The sequence below is a fragment of the Pseudomonas sp. NS1(2017) genome (assembly GCF_002269425.1).
In the GTDB taxonomy this organism is placed as follows: domain Bacteria; phylum Pseudomonadota; class Gammaproteobacteria; order Pseudomonadales; family Pseudomonadaceae; genus Aquipseudomonas; species Aquipseudomonas reactans.
This window is the reverse complement of sequence record NZ_CP022960.1, coordinates 6,628,641-6,646,880: the sequence shown is the minus strand read 5'-3', so window position 1 is coordinate 6,646,880 and position 18,240 is coordinate 6,628,641. Positions and strand designations below refer to the sequence as shown.

The window sequence follows — 18,240 nt, the reverse complement described above, 5'->3', positions numbered from 1 at the left end:
GGCGCGTCATTGCCGGGGCGCCGGGATCTGATCGAGCAGTTGCTTGAGCACCTGATCGACTTCCAGCCCATCGATATCCAGCTCTGGCGCGATACGTACCCGATGGCGCAGTACTGCCAGGGCGCAACCCTTGATATCGTCCGGGGTGACGAACTCACCACCGCGCAACAAGGCACGGGCACGCGCGCCGCGTACCAAGTCGATGGACGCCCGCGGGCCAGCGCCGATGGCCAGCCCGGGCCAGCTACGGGTGGCGCGCGCCAGCCGTACGGCATAGTCGAGTACGTGTTCGTCGAGTGCCAGTTCACTGGCTATCTGTTGAAGCTGCAGCACCTCTTCGGCCTGCAGCACCGTGCGCAAGGGATGTACATCCAGCATGTCGGCCCGAGACGAACGCGTGACTTCACGCACCATGTCCACTTCCTGCTGCGCATCGGGGTAATCCATGCGCACCTTGAGCATGAAGCGGTCCAGCTCCGCTTCTGGCAGGGGATAAGTGCCTTCCTGTTCGATAGGGTTCTGGGTCGCCAGCACCATGAAGGGTTGGCCGATGGGCAGCGCCTCGCCTTCGAGGGTGACTTGCCGCTCCTGCATGGCTTCGAGCAACGCGGCCTGGGTCTTGGCCGGGGCTCGGTTGATTTCGTCGGCCAGCAACAAATGGGTAAATACCGGCCCCTTGCGCAGCTTGAATTGTTCGGTGTGCCGGTCGTATACGGCGTGGCCGGTGACATCGCTGGGCATCAGGTCCGGGGTGAACTGGATGCGCGCGAAGTCGCCTTCAAAACAACGTGCCAGTGCCCGTACCAGCAAGGTTTTGCCCAGCCCTGGCACACCTTCGAGTAGCACATGCCCACCGGCGATCAGCGCGGTCAGGACATCGTCGATCACCGTGTCCTGGCCAATCACCGCTTTGCGCAATTCAGTGCGCAGGGCTTGGGCTTGCCCGCTGGCACGTTGCAAGGTTTCACGGGGCAAGGCAGTGGTGCTTGGAAAATCACTCATAGCGCATTCCTGAGGGTTTGCAGGCGTGCCACCTGCCGGCTGAAGTCGGCGCTGGAAAGCCGTTTTGCCGAGCGTGGGCCAAGGGCCTGGCTGATGACGTGAGGGGGTTGGCGCGTCAGGTGTTCAAGCACCCGCCACTGTTCTGCATTGTCGAGGTGCTCAAAACCGGGGTGGCGGTGCCGGGCCGCGCGCAGGATATCTCGCTGCAAGGCGCGTAGCAGGGTGCCCTGGCCACTGCGGCGCAGCAGGAAATCGGCGCTGGCCTTCAGGTGCTCCTGCAGTTGGCGGCGAGCAGTGGAGGCTGGCGCTCGGGTTGGGCCTTGACGCATGCCGGCCCGCCACAATGCCAGGGCGATCAGCGAAGTGAGTGCAACCAGGGCCTGGGGGAAGTACCGCATCAGCAAGGTGAGCAGGTCGTCGACGTCACTGTTAAACAACAAGGTCACCGCTGTGCCCTGGTTTAGATACCACAGCAGCCAGGCATTGTCGTGCTTGCCTATGTTCGTGGTTTTCCACAGGTCGCTGTCGGTGATCACCGTGACGCGGCCTTTCCCGAGGTCGAGTTGCATCAGGTGGCTCGATCTTGCGCTGTTGGCAGAAAACTGGGCCAGGTGCTTGGGGTCGGTGAGGTTGAAGTCTGTATCGAAACTGAAGTACGCCGGTGGGTTTTCATTGTCGACGTAGAGTTTGGTGAGGTCGGGAGCCTTCTTTCCAAGAAGCTTTTTGCCGGGAGGCGCAGGCTCCTCAGGCTCGTCGCTCAATACCTGGCGGATATGCAAGCGATCGAGCAGCAGATCGCCACTCCTGCCGGTCTCTTCATCCCACAAAGCCTCGGCCACCAGCAGCAGATGGCCGCCGGATTTGGCCCAAGCCAGCAGTTGCTCTACCTGGCGCGGTGACATGTTGCTGCGCTCGCCGAGCAGCAACAGGCTGTTGCCCTTGCCCGGCAGGGTCATCATCCGCTCCAGGCGATTTGCCTGATCTACCGTGAGGCCTTGTTGGCGTAAAAAATGTTCGGCCGCCAAGTAGGGGTTGGCCAGGGCTTCTGGAGATGGACCACGATCCACCACCTCGTCGTAGGGAATTGCCTTGCTCCATGCATAGTAACCACCCGCTCCAAGCAGGCACGCCAGCAGTAGTCCCACCCACACTAATGGCCGGTTCATGGGGGGCTACCTGAGTTGAACAGGGTGCGCCATTCAGTGCACAGCTGTTGTTGCGCTGAGGCGGGAGGCAGGTGATGACCGTAAGCAAGGTTCTGCCAGTGCCGGGTCAATTCATCGCTGAAAGCCAGGAGCTGCGGTTGTTGTAACAGGTGAACCCGCTCCAGGACCTGACCTTCGGTATCGGCGCTTTTCAGCGGCACATTGAAGTCATGCAACAGTCGGTTGAGCAGGCCTCGATAGAGTAAGCCAAGGGCTTCCCTTGGTTGGGTGGCCCACAGGTGTTCGGCGGCGCTGGCAACGTCGTCAGGCAACGTTTCGGTGCCCAATTCAAGGCCGAACAATTGCGTGGGTGCAGGTTCGACATCTCGGGGCCTGCGTGGCCCGCGTCGGCTGACAAAGGTGCGCAACCACTCACGATAACGCCACACCAGCATGAACAGGACGCCGATCAGGAGTCCCCACAACAGCACCTCCAAGCCTTGTGCGATGTGCTTGAAGGTCTTGCTGTTGAGGTTGTCCAGCAATGCCTTGAGCCAGTCCGGAAGTTTGCCGTCGCGCTGAGTCTTGTTTTTAACAGGCGGCTTGTCTTCGCCAAAGCGATACCGCGTGACGGTTTCAGGATTCTTGAAGGGGAGCTTGTCCAGTAGCGATTGGACTGATTGGCGCGCGCTCTGGGTGTCCAGTGGTTTTGACGGACCGGATGCTTCTGCCATGACCGGTGCACTGAATGGCAGCAGCGTCAGCCCGATCATCAGCAATAGCAACGGCGCCACGTTGCTCAGACGCTGACGAAGACGGCGGAAGACCAACTCCAGGTCCCAGGCCTCCAATACGGTGCGGCGATTCAGGTAGAGGCTGAAACCGCAGGCCACATAGATAGGTTCCCAAAACACGAGGATCAAGGCGTAGAAAGCGTTGCTCAAGTGTTCCAGCCAAAGCCCTTCCGAGCTCGTCGCCGTTGCCAGGCGTTGCCAGTCCCAGTCCATTTCGACGTTTTGCGGAACGAACAGATAGAACAGTGCCATACAGCCAAACCACAAACCAATCTCCAGGTGTACACCCACAGTGGTTAGCCAGCGCGCGGCCCCGGCATTACGTTGCTGCAGCACACCCAGGCGTTTTTGGCGAGCGGGGCCATCCAGGCCTTCAAGTTGGCTCACCGGCATCACAAAGCTGCGGCTCATGCTGAGTCGCCGCCAGGTCAGGCTGGCCAACAGCTGGCCTTTGAGCAGTCGCGGCCACTGGCGAACGGCCTGCTTGATGCTGGGCGTTTCGCCAAACAACGCCTTGGACAGGATATACAGCGGCAAGCGATCAAAGGCTGGCTTGAGCCACCAGAACAGGAAAATCGCGGTGGACGGGTACTTCCACAGCAGTGCCGTGAGCACGGCGAACACTGGCAGAGTCACCAACGCCCAACTGCTCATCAAGAGCAGGCGGTGCTCACGGGCCATCAACACGCCAAGATCCATCGCCTCCCAGGCAGTACGCGGGCGGATGACCACGCTGGCATCACTCAGGCGCATGGCGAATCCTTCCGGCAAGGCTCAGGTAAGCGGCTACCAGAAGCCATAGTGCCGCGCCAACCAGGTACTTGACCCAGGGGGCTATCAGGGTGGTGGATGACCAGTACGCTTCGATGAAGGCTGCGATCAACAGGAAGAGCATGACTCCGCATAACATTTGCACACTCTTGCGTGCCGCCCGCCGCAATGATTCGCCACGGGCCAGTTGCCCGGGAGCGATAAGTGCCCAGCCCAGCTGCAAGCCGGAGGCACCGGCAAGGGCGATGGCCGTCAGTTCGAACGCACCATGCCCGATGACGAATGACCAGAAGGTCTGGCCGTAGCCGATCTCGGTCAGATGGCCGGAGACCGCACCGATGATCAGGCCGTTGAATATCAGAAAGAACACGCTGCCCAGGCCGAACAGCAAACCGGCGGCAAACGTCTGGAACGCGATACCGATGTTGTGCATCACGTAGTAGCCGAACATCATCCAGTCTTCGCTCGATGCACGCTCAGCGGTGCGGCCCAGGCGGCTGGCATCGGGGTCATACATGCCTTGCATCTCGGCAACCTGCTGGGGACTGACGATGCTGTAGATCAGGTCGGGAAACAGGTAGACCAGCAGCGCGATACCCACGAGGCTGCCAAAGAACAACAGGCTGGCGATCATTACAAAACGCCACTGTTCCCGCACTAACCGTGGGAAATCGGCGAGCACGAACCCCAGCACTTTTGCCGTCAATTGACTGCGGTGACGGTAGAGCTGTTGATGACCTCGCAAGGCCAGTTGTTGCAATGGATCTACCAGGTAGCTGCTGTAGCCGCGTTCCTGGGCCAATGCCAGGTGCTGGCAAAGGCGTCGGTACTGATGGGGGAAATCGGCCATGTCACTGGCTTTAACCTTGCCTTGCTCCAATTGTTGCAGGTATTGGGCAAAGGCCTGCCATTGAGGCTGGTGACGGCTTTCGAAAAGACTCTGCTTCATGTCGGCCCCAACAGGCCACGGGCCACGCCGTTGAGTTGTTCCACGGCGCGGGCCGGGGATACCTGCAAGGGCGTGGCGAGAATCGAAGCCAACTCGTGAACGCGCTCCGTGGAAAGTTCACCCTGGCGTTCCGCAAAGCCAAGGATGGCCCGTTGTTCGCTCAAATCCAGAGCGAAGGGCAAGCGTAGGGCGGCAGCTTGAGGAATCTGGGGACGCAGAAGCGGTTGTTCCCGGTAGATCACCAGTGTGCCGGCGGCCAGGTCGCCCAGGCGTTTGAAGTGAGGATGCTGCAGGCAACTGATCGCGCCAAGAAAGTAACCGAATGGCAGCATGTCGACAAACCGCAGCAAATTGCGGATCAGTGACGCGGCCCAGCCGATCGGTGTGCCGTCATCGTGTACCACCCGTAACCCCATGACCTGTTTGCCAGGTGAGCATCCCTGGTTGAGTACTTCGAACAGCACCATGTACCACCAACTGATCAGGAACAGCAGCAGCGAGCCCAGGCCGATTCCGACGTTGCCAAGCATGGCCAATGGCACCAGCAGAACGCCCATGACCACTGCGCGCAACCCCAGGTCGAAGGCAAAGGCCAGCACGCGCGGCACGAGACCGGCGGGGCGCAACGGCAGGTCGATGCCTTCCGGTGTCTCGATCTGGTAGCGGGTGTCCAATGGGGCTGACGGCATCGCGATCCTTGGCAGTGCAGAGAGTGGCTGGGAGATACGGATGCTAGCAGTGTCGGCGATGGAAGCAACCACTCAAGGTTTTGCTGGATGTTTGTACAGTTTAATTGATGCTGGCCGTAGATGCGGTCAAGCGCCTAGACTTTGTCGATCTTCAGTACAGGAATAGCCCGTGACCTCCATTTTCTGGTACGACTATGAAACCACCGGCATCAATCCGCGCAGTGATCGCCCGCTTCAAGTAGCCGGCATTCGGACGGACCACGAACTCAATGAGATCGGCGAACCGGTCAATCTTTATTGCCAGCCCAGCGACGATATCCTGCCCCATCCCATCGCCTGCGCAATTACCGGCATCACTCCCGCAATCCTCGCGGAAAAAGGCCTGGCCGAGGCCGACTTCATGACTCGGGTGCATGCTGAGCTGGCCGCGCCGGGTACGTGTGGCGCTGGGTACAACACCTTGCGGTTTGACGATGAGATGACGCGCTACAGCCTGTACCGCAATTTCTTCGATCCTTACGCGCGTGAGTGGCAGGGCGGCAACAGTCGCTGGGATCTGATCGACGTAATTCGCACCGCTTACGCGCTGCGCCCGGAAGGCCTTGAATGGCCGCAACAGGATGGGCGTGTCACGCTCAAGCTGGAGCGCCTGACCGAAGCCAACGGTATCGACCATGGCCAGGCTCACGATGCATTGTCCGACGTACGTGCCACGATTGCGCTAGCGCGAAGGGTGCGTGAGAAACAGCCCAAGCTGTACGAATGGCTGTTTCAGCTACGTAGCAAGCAGCGCGTGATGGACCAGGTGCGTTTGCTGCAACCCATGGTGCATATCTCCGGGCGTTTTTCCGCCGAGCGTCACTACCTGGGGGTTGTGCTACCGCTGGCATGGCACCCGCGCAATCGCAACGCACTGATCGTTTGCGATCTCGGTCTCGACCCTCAAGGTTTGCTGGACCTGGATGCCGATACCTTGCGCCAGCGCCTCTACACCCGGCATGACGATCTTGCCGAGGGCGAGTTGCCGGTGCCGCTCAAGTTGGTGCACATCAACCGCTGCCCTGTGGTTGCGCCCTTGAATGTGCTTCGGGCAGAAGATCGTGAGCGTCTGCACTTGGACATGAATCTTTATCAGGTGCGTGCCCTGCGGCTAACCGACGCACAGGAGTGTTGGCGCGATAAGTTGGCGGCTATTTATGCCGAGGAAGATTTCGCGCCGAGTTCAGACCCGGAGCAACAGCTATACGATGGTTTTATCGGAGATCGTGATCGACGTTTATGTGAACAAGTCCGGATGGCCGAGCCCGCACAATTAGCTCGCCAGCAATGGCCTTTTGATGATCATCGGCTGCCTGAATTATTGTTTCGCTACCGAGCGCGTAACTTCCCCGATACCTTGAACAGTGAGGAGCAACAACGCTGGCAGCTTTTCTGTCAGCAACGTTTGACGGACCCGGAGTGGGGCGCGCCGAATACCCTTGCGGCATTTAAACAGGCTAAACAAGAATTTGCCGATAGTGCGACGCCCTTTCAGGCCGAGGTGCTTGAGCAATGGCAGGAATATGCCGACTCATTGGCCGGCAAGGTGAACCTGTAATCGGTCTTCACACACTACACAGGCAATAAAAAACGCCAGCAAGCTGGCGTTTTTAATGTGTCGCGTATCAGGCGTAAGCCTGGCGAGGCTTAGCCCAGCAGGGTTGCCCAGCCTTCAACCACGTCACCGCCCCACTTGGCTTTCCACTCTTTCAAGGTTTTGTGGTTGCCACCCTTGGTTTCAATCACTTCGCCGTTGTGCGGGTTTTTGTACTGTTTGACTTTGCGAGCACGTTTGGTGCCGGTAGTTTTCACGGCGCCACGCGGTGCTTTAACTTTCGAGTCTGGATCCAGCAGCGCGATGATGTCACGCAGGGATTTGGAGTACTCACCCATCAGGGCGCGCAGTTTGCCTTCGAATTCCAGCTCGGTTTGCAGTTTGTCGTCTTGGGACAGGTTCTTCAAACGGGCTTGCAGCTCTTTGATAGCTTCTTCGGTGGCACGGTATTCGTTGATCAGAGACATGTGGACTACCTTATGTAGAGCGCTGATTGACAGGGACAGTGGCCCAATAATAGTCAGGCAGTTTGCCCAAGTAAACATTTAAGCGCGCATTTATGTGAATTACTTTGAATGTTTGTAGCATTGCTATGCATTCGAGTTAATTACTAGGGCGTAGGCCTTAAGATAATTCCCCTGAAATACGTGAAACAGCCATAGGGTGACGTACTAAATTCATATAAAGGTGGTAAAACCATAGGCTATTAAGGGACAAGCCGTCGGCCGGCGATCAGAATAAGCGTCAACGAATACTGCAGTTTTCCTGCGCAATCGCTAGAATGGCGGCCTTTGCGAAGTTCTGGAGTTTCCCCCTAATGCGCACTTTTCGGCTGGTGATTGCTTGCCCGGACCGGGTTGGCATCGTTGCCAAGGTCAGTAACTTTCTGGCCTCCCACAACGGTTGGATCACCGAGGCGAGTCATCACTCGGACAATCTCAGCGGTTGGTTCTTCATGCGTCACGAGATTCGTGCCGATTCGCTGCCTTTTGGTCTTGATGCCTTCCGCGACGCATTTGCGCCGATCGCCGAAGAGTTTTCGATGACCTGGCATATCACCGACACCGAGCAGAAAAAGCGCGTGGTGTTGATGGCCAGCCGTGAATCCCATTGCCTGGCCGACTTGCTGCATCGCTGGCACAGCGATGAGTTGGACTGCGAGATCGCGTGTGTGATCTCCAACCATGATGACCTGCGCAGTATGGTCGAGTGGCATGGCATCCCGTATTACCACGTGCCGGTCAACCCGCAGGACAAGGAGCCGGCGTTCGCCGAGGTCTCGCGCCTGGTCAAGCAGCACGAAGCCGACGTGGTGGTGCTGGCGCGCTACATGCAGATCCTGCCGCCGGAACTGTGCCGCGAATATGCCGGCAAGGTGATCAACATTCACCACAGCTTCTTGCCGTCGTTCGTCGGCGCCAAGCCTTACCACCAGGCGTCCCTGCGTGGCGTGAAGTTGATTGGTGCTACTTGCCACTACGTCACCGAAGAACTGGACGCCGGCCCGATCATCGAGCAGGACGTGGTGCGTGTCAGCCACAGCGACAGCATTGAAGACATGGTGCGTTTCGGTCGTGATGTCGAGAAGATGGTGCTGGCCCGTGGCCTGCGTTACCACTTGGAAGACCGCGTGCTGGTGCACGGCAACAAGACCGTCGTGTTTTGATCGAACTTGTTGTGATTGAAGAATGAAGGGCCTGGGCGTTAAATCGTCCCAGGCCCTTTTTCTTTATGCTGCCGAGGATTGAGTCATGAGTGATCCGCTGGACAAAGCCACTTCAAAAGCCCCCGCCACATTAGGGGAGGGCTGTTTGAGTCGATACGACCCGGATGACCTGAGCAGCGAGGACGGTACCGAATTTCCCGGTGCCGCCGAACTGTGGGAGCAGGAGCGGGCCAAGTCCGAGACCAAGGACGCCTGATCAGATCCGGAAACTGCCAACCAATTGTTTCAAACGTGCCGCCTGTTGTTCCAGGTCGGCACAAGCACGCAGTGTAGATTGCAGGTTTTCCACACCTTCCTGATTGAGGGTGTTGATCTCGGTAATGTCCATGTTGATCGACTCCACCACTGAGGTCTGTTCTTCTGTGGCAGTGGCGACGGACTGGTTCATGCCATCAATTTCGCCGATGCGTTGGGTCACGCTGTTCAGGCGTTCGCCGGCCAGGTTAGCGATGTCGACACTTTCAAGGCTATGTCGCTGGCTTTCACCCATGGTGCTGACCGAGTCCCGCGCGCCGACTTGCAGTTCTTCGATCATCTTCTGCACCTGTTGCGCCGATTCCTGAGTGCGATGCGCCAGGTTGCGGACTTCATCCGCGACCACCGCAAACCCACGCCCGGCTTCCCCAGCACGCGCCGCTTCGATGGCGGCGTTCAATGCCAGCAGGTTGGTTTGCTGGGAAATACTGGTGATCACTTCAAGAATCTGGCCGATGTTCACCGTCTTGCTATTGAGCGCTTCGATGTTGCTGCTGGAGGCGCTGATCATCGACGACAACTGGTTCATCGCCTTGATGTTGCGTTCCACCACCTGCTGGCCATCCTCAGCCAGATGCCGTGCATCGCTGGCCTGATGGGAGGCCTGCGCTGCATTGCGCGCGATTTCCTGGGCCGCAGCGCCCAGTTCATTGATGGCGGCGGCGACGCTGTTGGTGCGGTTGGCCTGCTCATCGGAATTGACCATCGACGAGTTGGAGGCACTGACCACCCGCAGTGCCACCTCGTTGACCTGTTCGGTGGCCGAAGACACTTCGCGGATCGACGTATGAATACGCTCCACGAAGCGGTTGAAGGCGTTACCCAGCATGCCGAATTCATCATTATTCTGGATCGTCAGGCGGCGGGTCAGGTCGCCCTCGCCATCGGCGATGTCCTGCATGGCACGGGTCATTACATGCAGCGGTTGCAACAAGATACGGATCAGCATGCCGAGCAGGGCAATGATGATCACCACCGCAATGAGCGTGGCGATGACCGCTGAGGTGCGGAACTCGCTGAGCATGGCGAAGGATTTGTCTTTATCGACTGAAATACCGAGGTACCAGTTCACCGAGGGCAGGCCCTTGATCGGTGTAAAAGTCACGATGTTGTCTTTGCCGTTGGCCTCGACTTCGCTGAAGTCGGCGCTGATCTTCGGCGTATTTTTCGGATACACGTCGGCCAGGGTCTTCATCACCAGATTTTTGTCCGGATGTACCAATACTTTGCCGTCGGCGCTGACCAGGAACGCGTAACCCATGCCGCCGAAGTTCAGCGCGCCGATGTTATCCACCAGGGTTTGCAGGCTCAGGTCCCCACCGACCACACCAATGCTCTGGGTGCCTTGGGTGCTGGGAGTGGCAACGGAAATGATCAACTTGCCGGTGGCCGCATCAATATACGGCTCGGTCAGGGTTGAACCGTTGCTGCTCTGGGCGCCCTTGTACCAAGGGCGGACACGCGGGTCGAAACCGTCTGGCATCTTGGTGTCTGGGCGGATGGTAAAGGCGCCTTTGCTGTCGCCGACGTAGGTCGCCATGAAGGAAGACGTCAGGGTTTTCTGTTCCAGCAGGCCAGCAACCGCGGACGGCTCGGGGTTGATGGCGATGTTTTGTGCGGCGTTTTCCACCAGGGCTATACGCCCGTTAAGCCAGGTTTGAATGTTGCTGGCGGTGACATCGCCCATTTCGTGCAGGTAGTTGTTGAGATCGTCGCGTATCGCGTTGCGTTGCAGGTAGTCGTTGTAGAGAGTAAACAGCGCGAATGCGGCAATGACGATAAGGGAGGCTGCAAGCAGGATTTTGTGGCTGAAGCGCAGATTTTTATTCATGGCTTGTAGGGTCCGCTAAGGTCTTAATATCCGAAGCGCGTCCTTATGGGAGGCGCAAAATGGCAGCGTCAAAAAAGGTGTGATACTTCTTGTGATGGTTCCGGTGGTCCCTGTGGGAACTATCTGACCTATTTTTAGACTTTGTGGGTCTCACACTGCTCTGTATCGACCTGGCCGCACTAAAGATTAACCATGGGTGACGAAATGCCTGACTCCTCGCAACTGCTAATCGGCGCCGGCCTCGACGGCCAGCCCATCGCCCAGGCCATGCGCCTGGCCAACCGTCACGGGTTGATCGCTGGCGCCACCGGTACCGGCAAGACTGTCACGCTGCAACGCCTGGCCGAAGCCTTCAGTGATGCCGGTGTGGCGGTGTTTGCCGCGGACATCAAGGGCGACCTGTGCGGCCTGGGCGCTGCGGCGAACCCGCAGGGCAAGGTCGTCGAGCGCATCGCCGGCATGTCTTTCCTCAATTACACGGCCAAGGCTTATCCGGTCACGCTGTGGGATATCCACGGGCAGTCCGGTCACCCATTGCGCACCACCATCAGCGAAATGGGCCCATTGTTGCTCGGTAGTTTGCTGGAACTCACCGACAGCCAGCAGTCGGCGCTTTACGCGGCGTTCAAGGTGGCCGATCGCGAAGGCTTATTGTTGCTCGATCTCAAGGACCTCAAGGCACTGCTCAATCATCTGCGCTATCACCCGGAGTTGCTGGGCGAAGACGCGGCGCTGATGACCACTGGTTCCAGCCAGGCACTGTTGCGGCGCCTGGCAGTGCTGGAGCAGCAGGGCGCTGAGGCCTTGTTTGGTGAACCGGCCCTGCAGTTGGAAGATATCCTGCAGCCCACCGCTGACGGGCGTGGTCGCATCCATCTGCTGGACGCCAGCCGCTTGGTGCATGAGGCGCCGAAGGTGTACGCAACTTTCCTGCTGTGGTTGTTGGCGGAGTTGTTCGAGCAACTGCCTGAACGTGGTGACGCCGACAAACCGCTGCTCGCACTGTTTTTCGATGAGGCGCATTTACTGTTCGCCGATACGCCGAAGGCGTTGCAGGAACGTCTGGAGCAGGTGGTGCGGTTGATCCGCTCCAAAGGGGTTGGCGTGTATTTCGTCACCCAATCCCCAGGCGATTTGCCGGACAGCGTGCTGGCCCAGCTCGGCCTGCGTATCCAGCATGGTCTGCGGGCGTTTACGACCAAGGAGCAGAAGTCCTTGCGCGCCGTAGCCGATGGTTTTCGGCCAAACCCGGCTTTTGATGCCCTTTCGGTCTTGACCGAGTTGGGCACGGGTGAGGCTTTGGTGGGGGCGCTGCAGGAAAAGGGGACGCCGGAAGTCGTCCAGCGCGTCCTGGTCGCACCGCCGCAATCGCGGATAGGGCCGCTCAGCGCAGCCGAACGGGCAGCCTTGGTGGCCAGTTCGCCGTTGCTGGGTCGGTATGACAAACCGATTGATCGGGAATCCGCGTATGAGGTGCTGATGGCGCGTAAAGAGCTTGGGCCAACCGAAGAGGCCAAGCCGGCCGCCGAGGAACCCAGTTTCACCGACAAGGCCGGGGCGTTTCTCGGCACGACCGCAGGCAAGGCGCTGAAGTCCGCGATGCAGCAAGCCGCCAATCAGATGGGGCGGCAACTGGTGCGTGGCTTGTTGGGGTCGTTATTGGGCGGCAGCAAGCGCAAATAGCGATTCAGGGCTTGGGCTTGGCGTGGGCCGCCAGACGTTCAAGCGCCGCGCGCAAACCTGGGTTGCTGATGCCGTCGGCCGTTGCCTGAATGGTTTCGGCGGCATTGGGCGACAGATCGTGAACATGCTCTGCCACGCCAGGTCGGGTGGTGGGCGGTTGCACCTTGAACTGGATGCGCGTCAAGCCGGCGAATTCATCAAAGGCCATCAATTGGCGCTGCAGGCGTTTTTGCTGATAGCGCAAACGTGTCGCCCAGTGGCCATCTGTGACAATAAGCAGCAGGTTGCCTTCACGCCAGGACGCCACGCGGCAGTGTTCGCGCGCTGCCGGTTGCAGCTGCGTCTCGAGCAGCCGTTGCAGGCGGCCCAACCGTTGCGCATGGCCGAAGATGGCTTTCAGCGGCTTGGCATCGCGAAGCAACACGCCGGGAGCGCGGGCTGATAAGGGGCGAAATGCCATTATTGGACACCTTAAGTAACAGAGCCGCCATCTTAGCAGAACGCGCCTGTACGGCCCCAGGCAATGCATCCGTGGGGTTTTGCTCATGAAATCAATTGGTAACTTCTGCGCTCCATGGGTTGAAGTTCCAGCAAAAGCCCTTATTTTAAACAAGCCCTCTCACAGCACCATGCCAGCATCGGGGAACAACGCCACTTTCCTCACCCACGAATCCGGGTAGAATGCGCGTTCGCATGCGGCCGTGAGGGCTGCTCGGGCCACTCACGGTGCGCCCTCCATCCCTATGTGTGGAAGAACCTGCCGATATGTTTGCGCCTTTGTTAAAGAAACTTTTTGGAAGCAAGAATGAGCGCGAAGTCAAACGCATGCTCAAGACGGTGCAGCTGGTCAATGCCTTCGAAGAGCAGATGGTTGCCCTTTCGGACGAGCAATTGCGCGCCAAGACCCAAGAGTTCAAGGCCCGCATAGCCAAAGGTGAAACCCTCGACAAACTGCTGCCCGAAGCCTTTGCGGTCGCCCGTGAAGCCGGTAAGCGTGTCATGGGCATGCGCCACTTCGACGTCCAGTTGATCGGCGGCATGACCTTGCATGAAGGCATGATTGCCGAAATGCGTACCGGTGAAGGCAAGACCCTGGTGGCAACCCTGGGCGTTTACCTCAACGCATTGTCCGGCAAGGGCGTGCATGTTGTGACAGTGAACGACTACCTGGCCCGCCGGGACGCCAACTGGATGCGCCCGCTGTATGAGTTCCTCGGCCTGACCGTCGGCGTGGTAACGCCGTTCCAGCCGCCGGAAGAGAAGCGCGCAGCCTATGCTTGCGACATTACCTACGGCACCAACAACGAATTCGGTTTCGACTACCTGCGCGACAACATGGCGTTCAGCATGGATGAAAAATTCCAGCGCGAACTCAACTTTGCCGTGATCGACGAAGTCGACTCCATCCTCATCGACGAAGCCCGTACCCCACTGATCATCTCCGGCCAGGCCGAAGACAGCTCGCGCCTGTACACCGAAATCAACAAGTTGATTCCGCGTCTGGAGCAGCACATCGAGGAAGTGGAAGGCGTGGTGACCAAAGAAGGTCACTTCAGCATCGACGAGAAGACCCGCCAGGTCGAACTCAACGAAGCCGGTCACCAGTTCGTCGAAGAAATGCTGACCCAGATCGGCGAGCTGGCCGAGGGTGAAAGCCTGTACTCGGCACACAACCTGGGCCTGTTGACCCATGTGTATGCCGGCCTGCGCGCCCACAAGCTGTTCCATCGCAACGTCGAATACATCGTGCAGGACGGCCAGGTCGTGCTGGTTGACGAACACACCGGCCGTACCATGCCGGGTCGCCGTCTGTCCGAAGGCCTGCACCAGGCCATCGAAGCCAAGGAACACCTCAACATTCAGGCTGAAAGCCAGACGTTGGCGTCCACCACCTTCCAGAACTACTTCCGTCTGTACAACAAACTGTCCGGCATGACCGGTACGGCCGACACCGAAGCGTTCGAATTCCACCAGATCTACAACCTGGCCGTGATGGTCATTCCGCCGAACAAGCCTTTGGCGCGTAAAGACTTCAACGACCTGGTGTTCCTGACGGCCGAAGAGAAATACGCGGCAATCATCAACGACATCAAGGACGGCATGGCCCAGGGTCGCCCGATCCTAGTGGGTACCGCCACCATCGAGACTTCCGAGCACGTATCGAACCTGCTCAACAAGGAAGGCATCGAGCACAAGGTCCTCAACGCCAAGTTCCACGAAAAAGAAGCCGAGATCATTGCCCAGGCCGGCCGCCCAGGCGCACTGACCATCGCGACCAACATGGCCGGTCGTGGTACCGACATCCTGTTGGGCGGTAACTGGGAAGTGGAAGTCGCGGCGCTGGAAAACCCGAGTCCTGAGCAGATTGCCCAGATCAAGGCGGACTGGCAGAAGCGCCACCAGGCCGTGCTGGAATCCGGTGGCCTGCAGGTGATCGCGTCCGAGCGTCACGAATCGCGCCGTATCGACAACCAGTTGCGTGGTCGTGCCGGTCGCCAGGGTGACGCCGGCTCCAGCCGCTTCTACCTGTCCCTGGAAGACAGCCTGATGCGCATCTTCGCCTCGGACCGCGTGAAGAACTTCATGAAGGCCTTAGGGATGCAGTCCGGCGAAGCGATCGAGCACCGCATGGTGACCAACGCCATCGAGAAGGCCCAGCGTAAGGTTGAAGGCCGCAACTTCGACATTCGTAAGCAACTGCTCGAGTTCGATGACGTCAACAACGAACAGCGTAAAGTGATCTATCACATGCGTAACACGTTGCTGGCTGCCGACAACATTGGCGAGACCATCGCTGATTTCCGTCAGGATGTACTCAACGCCACCGTCAGCGCACACATTCCGCCACAGTCTCTGCCAGAGCAGTGGGATGTTGCCGGTCTGGAAGCCGCTTTGAAGAGCGACTTCGGTGTGGACTTGCCGGTACAGCAGTGGCTGGACGAAGACGACCACCTGTACGAAGAAACGCTGCGCGAGAAGCTGATGAACGAGCTGCTGGCCGCGTACAACGAGAAAGAAGAGCAGGCGAGTGCCGAAGCACTGCGCACCTTCGAGAAGCAAATCGTACTGCGCGTGCTGGACGATCTGTGGAAAGACCACCTGTCGACCATGGATCACCTGCGTCACGGCATCCACCTGCGTGGCTACGCCCAGAAGAACCCGAAACAGGAGTACAAGCGCGAGTCGTTCACGCTGTTCTCCGAACTGCTGGATTCGATCAAGCGCGATTCGATTCGCGTGCTCTCCCACGTTCAGGTGCGTCGCGAAGACCCGATCGAGGAAGAAGCCCGCCTGCGTCAAGAAGCCGAGGCTCTGGCTGCGCGCATGCAGTTCCAGCATGACGAAGCACCGGGCCTGGAAGCGCCTGAGGTATTGGGCGAAGAGGTCGACGTGGCCCTGGCTCAAACCCCGGTTCGCAATGACCAGAAGCTGGGCCGCAACGAGCTGTGCTACTGCGGCTCGGGCAAGAAGTTCAAACACTGCCACGGCCAGATCGAATAAGATTTTTGCCTGACGCTGCTACACCCTGCGCCGCGACCGGCCTCTGCCGTCGCGGCGTTTTGCCATTAATTTCGCCGTCGCTCACGACGGTACAGACATTATCTGATTTATAAGGAGCGCATTCATGGCTGTTGGTCTTGGTCCTTTGCCCACATTGCACCCGGTTGCCGGTTTTGAGCTCGGTATCGCTTCGGCCGGCATCAAGCGCCCGGGGCGCAAGGATGTGGTGGTGATGCGCTGTGCCGAAGGCTCGACCGTCGCCGGTGTGTTCACCCTCAATGCGTTCTGCGCCGCGCCGGTGATCCTGGCCAAGCAACGCGTTGCCGGCACGATCCGTTACCTGCTGACCAACACCGGCAATGCCAACGCCGGTACCGGCGAGCCAGGCCTGGTGGCGGCTGCACGCACCTGCGCCAAGCTGGCCCAGCTGACCGGCGTGGACGCCAGCCAAGTGCTGCCGTATTCCACCGGCGTGATCGGTGAGCCGCTGCCTGTCGAGAAAATCGAAGGTGCATTGCAAGCCGCGCTGGACGATCTGTCTGTGGATAACTGGGCCGCAGCAGCAACCGGCATCATGACCACTGACACCCTGCCCAAGGGCGCCAGCCGCCAGTTCGTGCACGATGGCGTGACCGTCACCGTGACCGGTATCAGCAAGGGCGCGGGCATGATCCGTCCGAACATGGCCACCATGCTCGGCTACATCGCCACCGACGCCAAAGTCTCCCGCGACGTGCTGCACAGCCTGATCCTGGACGGCGCCAACAAGTCCTTCAACCGCATCACCATCGATGGCGACACCTCGACCAACGACTGCTGCATGCTGATCGCCACCGGCCAGGCCAACCTGCCGGAAATCACCGAGGCCAGCGGCCCGTTGTTCGCGGCGTTGAAGCAGGCGGTGTTCGACGTGTGCATGGACGTGGCCCAGGCCATCGTGCGTGACGGCGAGGGCGCCACCAAGTTTGTTACTGTTGAAGTGAATGGCGGCGGCAATCATCAGGAATGCCTGGATGTGGGTTACACCGTGGCGCATTCGCCGCTGATCAAGACGGCGCTGTTCGCCTCTGACCCGAACTGGGGCCGTATCCTCGCCGCTGTGGGCCGTGCCGGCGTGCCGGACCTGGACGTGAGCAAGATCGACGTGTTCCTCGGCGACGTGTGCATCGCCAGCCGTGGCGCCCGCGCTGAGTCCTACACCGAAGCCCAGGGCTCGGCGGTGATGCAGCAGGAAGAAATCACCATTCGCATCGAGCTGGGTCGCGGCGCGTGCAGCGAAACCATCTGGACCACCGACCTGTCCCACGAGTACGTGAAGATCAACGCGGAATACCGTACCTAAGAGGATAAGCGCGGTGAAACGAGTGCATGTAGCAGCAGCGGTGATCCGCGGTGTCGACGGCAGGATCCTGCTGGCGCGCCGCGCCGATACCCAACATCAGGGCGGCCTCTGGGAGTTTCCCGGCGGCAAGGTGGAGGCCGATGAGTCGGTTGAAACCGCACTGTCCCGCGAATTGCAGGAAGAGCTGGGCATCCAGGTCACCACTGCGCGGCCGCTGATCAAGGTGCAGCATGATTACCCGGACAAACAGGTGTTGCTGGATGTCTGGGAAGTCTCGGCGTTTACCGGCGAGCCGCACGGAGTCGAGGGACAACCGTTGGAATGGGTGGCACCTCGGGACCTGCTCAACTATGAGTTCCCGGCGGCTAATGCGCCAATCATTGCGGCGGCGCGTTTGCCGGCTGAGTATTTGATCACCCCTGGCGAACTGGAAACCCCGACGTTACTGCGGGGTATCCAGAAAGCTATAGCCGGCGGCATCAAGCTGGTGCAACTGCGTGCGCCCAACGGCTACGACCCCAAGTACCGTGACCTGGCCGTGGATGCAGTGGGCCTGTGCGCGGGTAAGGCCCAGTTGATGCTCAAGGGGCCGTTCGAGTGGCTGGGGGATTTTCCTTCGGCCGGTTGGCACATGACCTCGGCGCAACTGCGTAAATACGCGAGCAAAGGTCGACCGCTTCCTAAAGATCGTTGGTTGGCGGCGTCTTGCCACAACGCAGAAGAGTTGGCACTGGCAGAAATGATGGACGTGGATTTCGTCACACTGTCGCCGGTGCAGCCGACCCAGACTCACCCCGATGCGCAGCCACTGGGATGGGAGCAGGCGGCAGAGTTGATCCGTGGGTTCAGCAAGCCCGTATTTCTGCTGGGCGGGGTTGGGCCCGCCGAGCGAGAGCAGGCTTGGGACGCTGGGGCTCAGGGTGTTGCAGGTATTAGGGCATTCTGGCCTGAAGTCTGA

Annotated in this window: 15 protein-coding genes and 1 pseudogene; 7 read left to right on the top strand and 9 right to left on the bottom strand. The window is 59.3% G+C overall.

What is annotated here, in order from left to right:
• Positions 1–6: 6 nt before the first annotated feature.
• Genes CI807_RS30960 through CI807_RS30940 form a run of 5 tightly spaced genes read right to left on the bottom strand, consistent with a single transcriptional unit; the run spans position 7 to position 5,350 of the window.
• On the bottom strand, positions 7–1,002 hold the full coding sequence (locus CI807_RS30960; RefSeq protein ID WP_095017453.1) for a MoxR family ATPase: 996 nt from the start codon (positions 1,000–1,002) through the stop codon (positions 7–9).
• Entirely contained in the window at positions 999–2,168 is a 1,170-nt protein-coding gene (locus tag CI807_RS30955) for a DUF4350 domain-containing protein (protein WP_095017452.1), read from the bottom strand. Before CI807_RS30955 ends, CI807_RS30960 begins: the two co-directional genes overlap by 4 nt.
• Positions 2,165–3,694 carry a DUF4129 domain-containing protein gene (locus tag CI807_RS30950; RefSeq protein WP_095017451.1) on the bottom strand — a complete coding sequence of 510 codons (1,530 nt, stop codon included), beginning with the start codon at positions 3,692–3,694 and terminating at the stop codon, positions 2,165–2,167. Before CI807_RS30950 ends, CI807_RS30955 begins: the two co-directional genes overlap by 4 nt.
• Positions 3,681–4,661 (bottom strand): stage II sporulation protein M, encoded by a 981-nt coding sequence (locus tag CI807_RS30945; RefSeq protein WP_095017644.1) that lies wholly within the window; start codon positions 4,659–4,661, stop codon positions 3,681–3,683. Before CI807_RS30945 ends, CI807_RS30950 begins: the two co-directional genes overlap by 14 nt.
• Positions 4,658–5,350 carry an RDD family protein gene (locus tag CI807_RS30940; protein ID WP_095017450.1) on the bottom strand — a complete coding sequence of 231 codons (693 nt, stop codon included), beginning with the start codon at positions 5,348–5,350 and terminating at the stop codon, positions 4,658–4,660. The genes CI807_RS30945 and CI807_RS30940 overlap by 4 nt, the downstream gene beginning before the upstream one ends.
• A 169-nt stretch (positions 5,351–5,519) precedes the next feature.
• Here CI807_RS30940 and sbcB point away from each other — a divergent pair, with 169 nt between their 5' ends.
• A complete protein-coding gene (sbcB, locus tag CI807_RS30935) occupies positions 5,520–6,947 on the top strand; it encodes an exodeoxyribonuclease I (protein ID WP_095017449.1) in 1,428 nt (475 codons plus the stop codon).
• Between the two features lie 89 nt (positions 6,948–7,036).
• Here the strand turns inward: sbcB and mvaT are convergent, their stop codons facing one another.
• Positions 7,037–7,411, bottom strand: a complete 375-nt coding sequence (mvaT, locus tag CI807_RS30930; protein WP_095017448.1) for a histone-like nucleoid-structuring protein MvaT — start codon at positions 7,409–7,411, stop codon at positions 7,037–7,039.
• A gap of 350 nt (positions 7,412–7,761) precedes the next feature.
• Between mvaT and purU the strand changes: the two genes are divergently transcribed.
• The gene (gene purU, locus CI807_RS30925; protein ID WP_010208067.1) at positions 7,762–8,610 is read left to right on the top strand and encodes a formyltetrahydrofolate deformylase; all 849 of its coding nucleotides are present in this window, start codon (positions 7,762–7,764) and stop codon (positions 8,608–8,610) included.
• 85 nt (positions 8,611–8,695) lie between these two features.
• Positions 8,696–8,866: a hypothetical protein gene (locus tag CI807_RS31545; protein WP_016975469.1), complete on the top strand. Its 171-nt coding sequence runs from the start codon at positions 8,696–8,698 to the stop codon at positions 8,864–8,866.
• On the opposite strand, the gene CI807_RS32240 is transcribed toward CI807_RS31545, so the two are convergent.
• Complete coding sequence (locus CI807_RS32240; protein ID WP_370590840.1) at positions 8,867–9,631, bottom strand: methyl-accepting chemotaxis protein; 765 nt, start codon at positions 9,629–9,631, stop codon at positions 8,867–8,869.
• Between the two features lie 93 nt (positions 9,632–9,724).
• Positions 9,725–10,756, bottom strand: a pseudogene (locus CI807_RS32235) (cache and HAMP domain-containing protein); the annotation flags it as partial.
• A gap of 204 nt (positions 10,757–10,960) precedes the next feature.
• Between CI807_RS32235 and CI807_RS30915 the strand changes: the two are divergent.
• The gene (locus CI807_RS30915) at positions 10,961–12,439 is read left to right on the top strand and encodes a helicase HerA-like domain-containing protein (RefSeq protein WP_095017643.1); all 1,479 of its coding nucleotides are present in this window, start codon (positions 10,961–10,963) and stop codon (positions 12,437–12,439) included.
• A gap of 4 nt (positions 12,440–12,443) precedes the next feature.
• Here CI807_RS30915 and CI807_RS30910 read toward each other — a convergent pair whose 3' ends face one another.
• Positions 12,444–12,899 (bottom strand): DUF721 domain-containing protein, encoded by a 456-nt coding sequence (locus CI807_RS30910; protein WP_095017446.1) that lies wholly within the window; start codon positions 12,897–12,899, stop codon positions 12,444–12,446.
• A 305-nt stretch (positions 12,900–13,204) separates the two neighbouring features.
• On the opposite strand from CI807_RS30910, the gene secA reads away from it, so the two are divergent.
• The 3 genes from secA (at position 13,205) to CI807_RS30895 (ending at position 18,240) form a co-directional block, all read left to right on the top strand.
• A complete protein-coding gene (gene secA / locus CI807_RS30905; protein ID WP_095017445.1) occupies positions 13,205–15,940 on the top strand; it encodes a preprotein translocase subunit SecA in 2,736 nt (911 codons plus the stop codon).
• A gap of 124 nt (positions 15,941–16,064) precedes the next feature.
• Positions 16,065–17,282, top strand: a complete 1,218-nt coding sequence (gene argJ / locus CI807_RS30900; protein WP_095017444.1) for a bifunctional glutamate N-acetyltransferase/amino-acid acetyltransferase ArgJ — start codon at positions 16,065–16,067, stop codon at positions 17,280–17,282.
• 13 nt (positions 17,283–17,295) lie between these two features.
• Positions 17,296–18,240: a Nudix family hydrolase gene (locus tag CI807_RS30895; protein ID WP_095017443.1), complete on the top strand. Its 945-nt coding sequence runs from the start codon at positions 17,296–17,298 to the stop codon at positions 18,238–18,240.

What these genes read in the sequence shown, in the direction of transcription:
- purU (WP_010208067.1), top strand. Translation starts at nt 7,762, where the DNA reads ATGCGCACTTTTCGGCTGGTGATTGCTTGCCCGGACCGGGTTGGCATC.
- argJ (WP_095017444.1), top strand. Translation starts at nt 16,065, where the DNA reads ATGGCTGTTGGTCTTGGTCCTTTGCCCACATTGCACCCGGTTGCCGGT.
- CI807_RS32240 (WP_370590840.1), bottom strand. Translation starts at nt 9,631, where the DNA reads ATGGTCAATTCCGATGAGCAGGCCAACCGCACCAACAGCGTCGCCGCC.
- CI807_RS30955 (WP_095017452.1), bottom strand. Translation starts at nt 2,168, where the DNA reads ATGAACCGGCCATTAGTGTGGGTGGGACTACTGCTGGCGTGCCTGCTT.
- CI807_RS30910 (WP_095017446.1), bottom strand. Translation starts at nt 12,899, where the DNA reads ATGGCATTTCGCCCCTTATCAGCCCGCGCTCCCGGCGTGTTGCTTCGC.
- CI807_RS31545 (WP_016975469.1), top strand. Translation starts at nt 8,696, where the DNA reads ATGAGTGATCCGCTGGACAAAGCCACTTCAAAAGCCCCCGCCACATTA.
- mvaT (WP_095017448.1), bottom strand. Translation starts at nt 7,411, where the DNA reads ATGTCTCTGATCAACGAATACCGTGCCACCGAAGAAGCTATCAAAGAG.
- CI807_RS30950 (WP_095017451.1), bottom strand. Translation starts at nt 3,694, where the DNA reads ATGCGCCTGAGTGATGCCAGCGTGGTCATCCGCCCGCGTACTGCCTGG.
- secA (WP_095017445.1), top strand. Translation starts at nt 13,205, where the DNA reads ATGTTTGCGCCTTTGTTAAAGAAACTTTTTGGAAGCAAGAATGAGCGC.
- CI807_RS30940 (WP_095017450.1), bottom strand. Translation starts at nt 5,350, where the DNA reads ATGCCGTCAGCCCCATTGGACACCCGCTACCAGATCGAGACACCGGAA.
- CI807_RS30960 (WP_095017453.1), bottom strand. Translation starts at nt 1,002, where the DNA reads ATGAGTGATTTTCCAAGCACCACTGCCTTGCCCCGTGAAACCTTGCAA.
- CI807_RS30945 (WP_095017644.1), bottom strand. Translation starts at nt 4,661, where the DNA reads ATGAAGCAGAGTCTTTTCGAAAGCCGTCACCAGCCTCAATGGCAGGCC.
- CI807_RS30915 (WP_095017643.1), top strand. Translation starts at nt 10,961, where the DNA reads ATGCCTGACTCCTCGCAACTGCTAATCGGCGCCGGCCTCGACGGCCAG.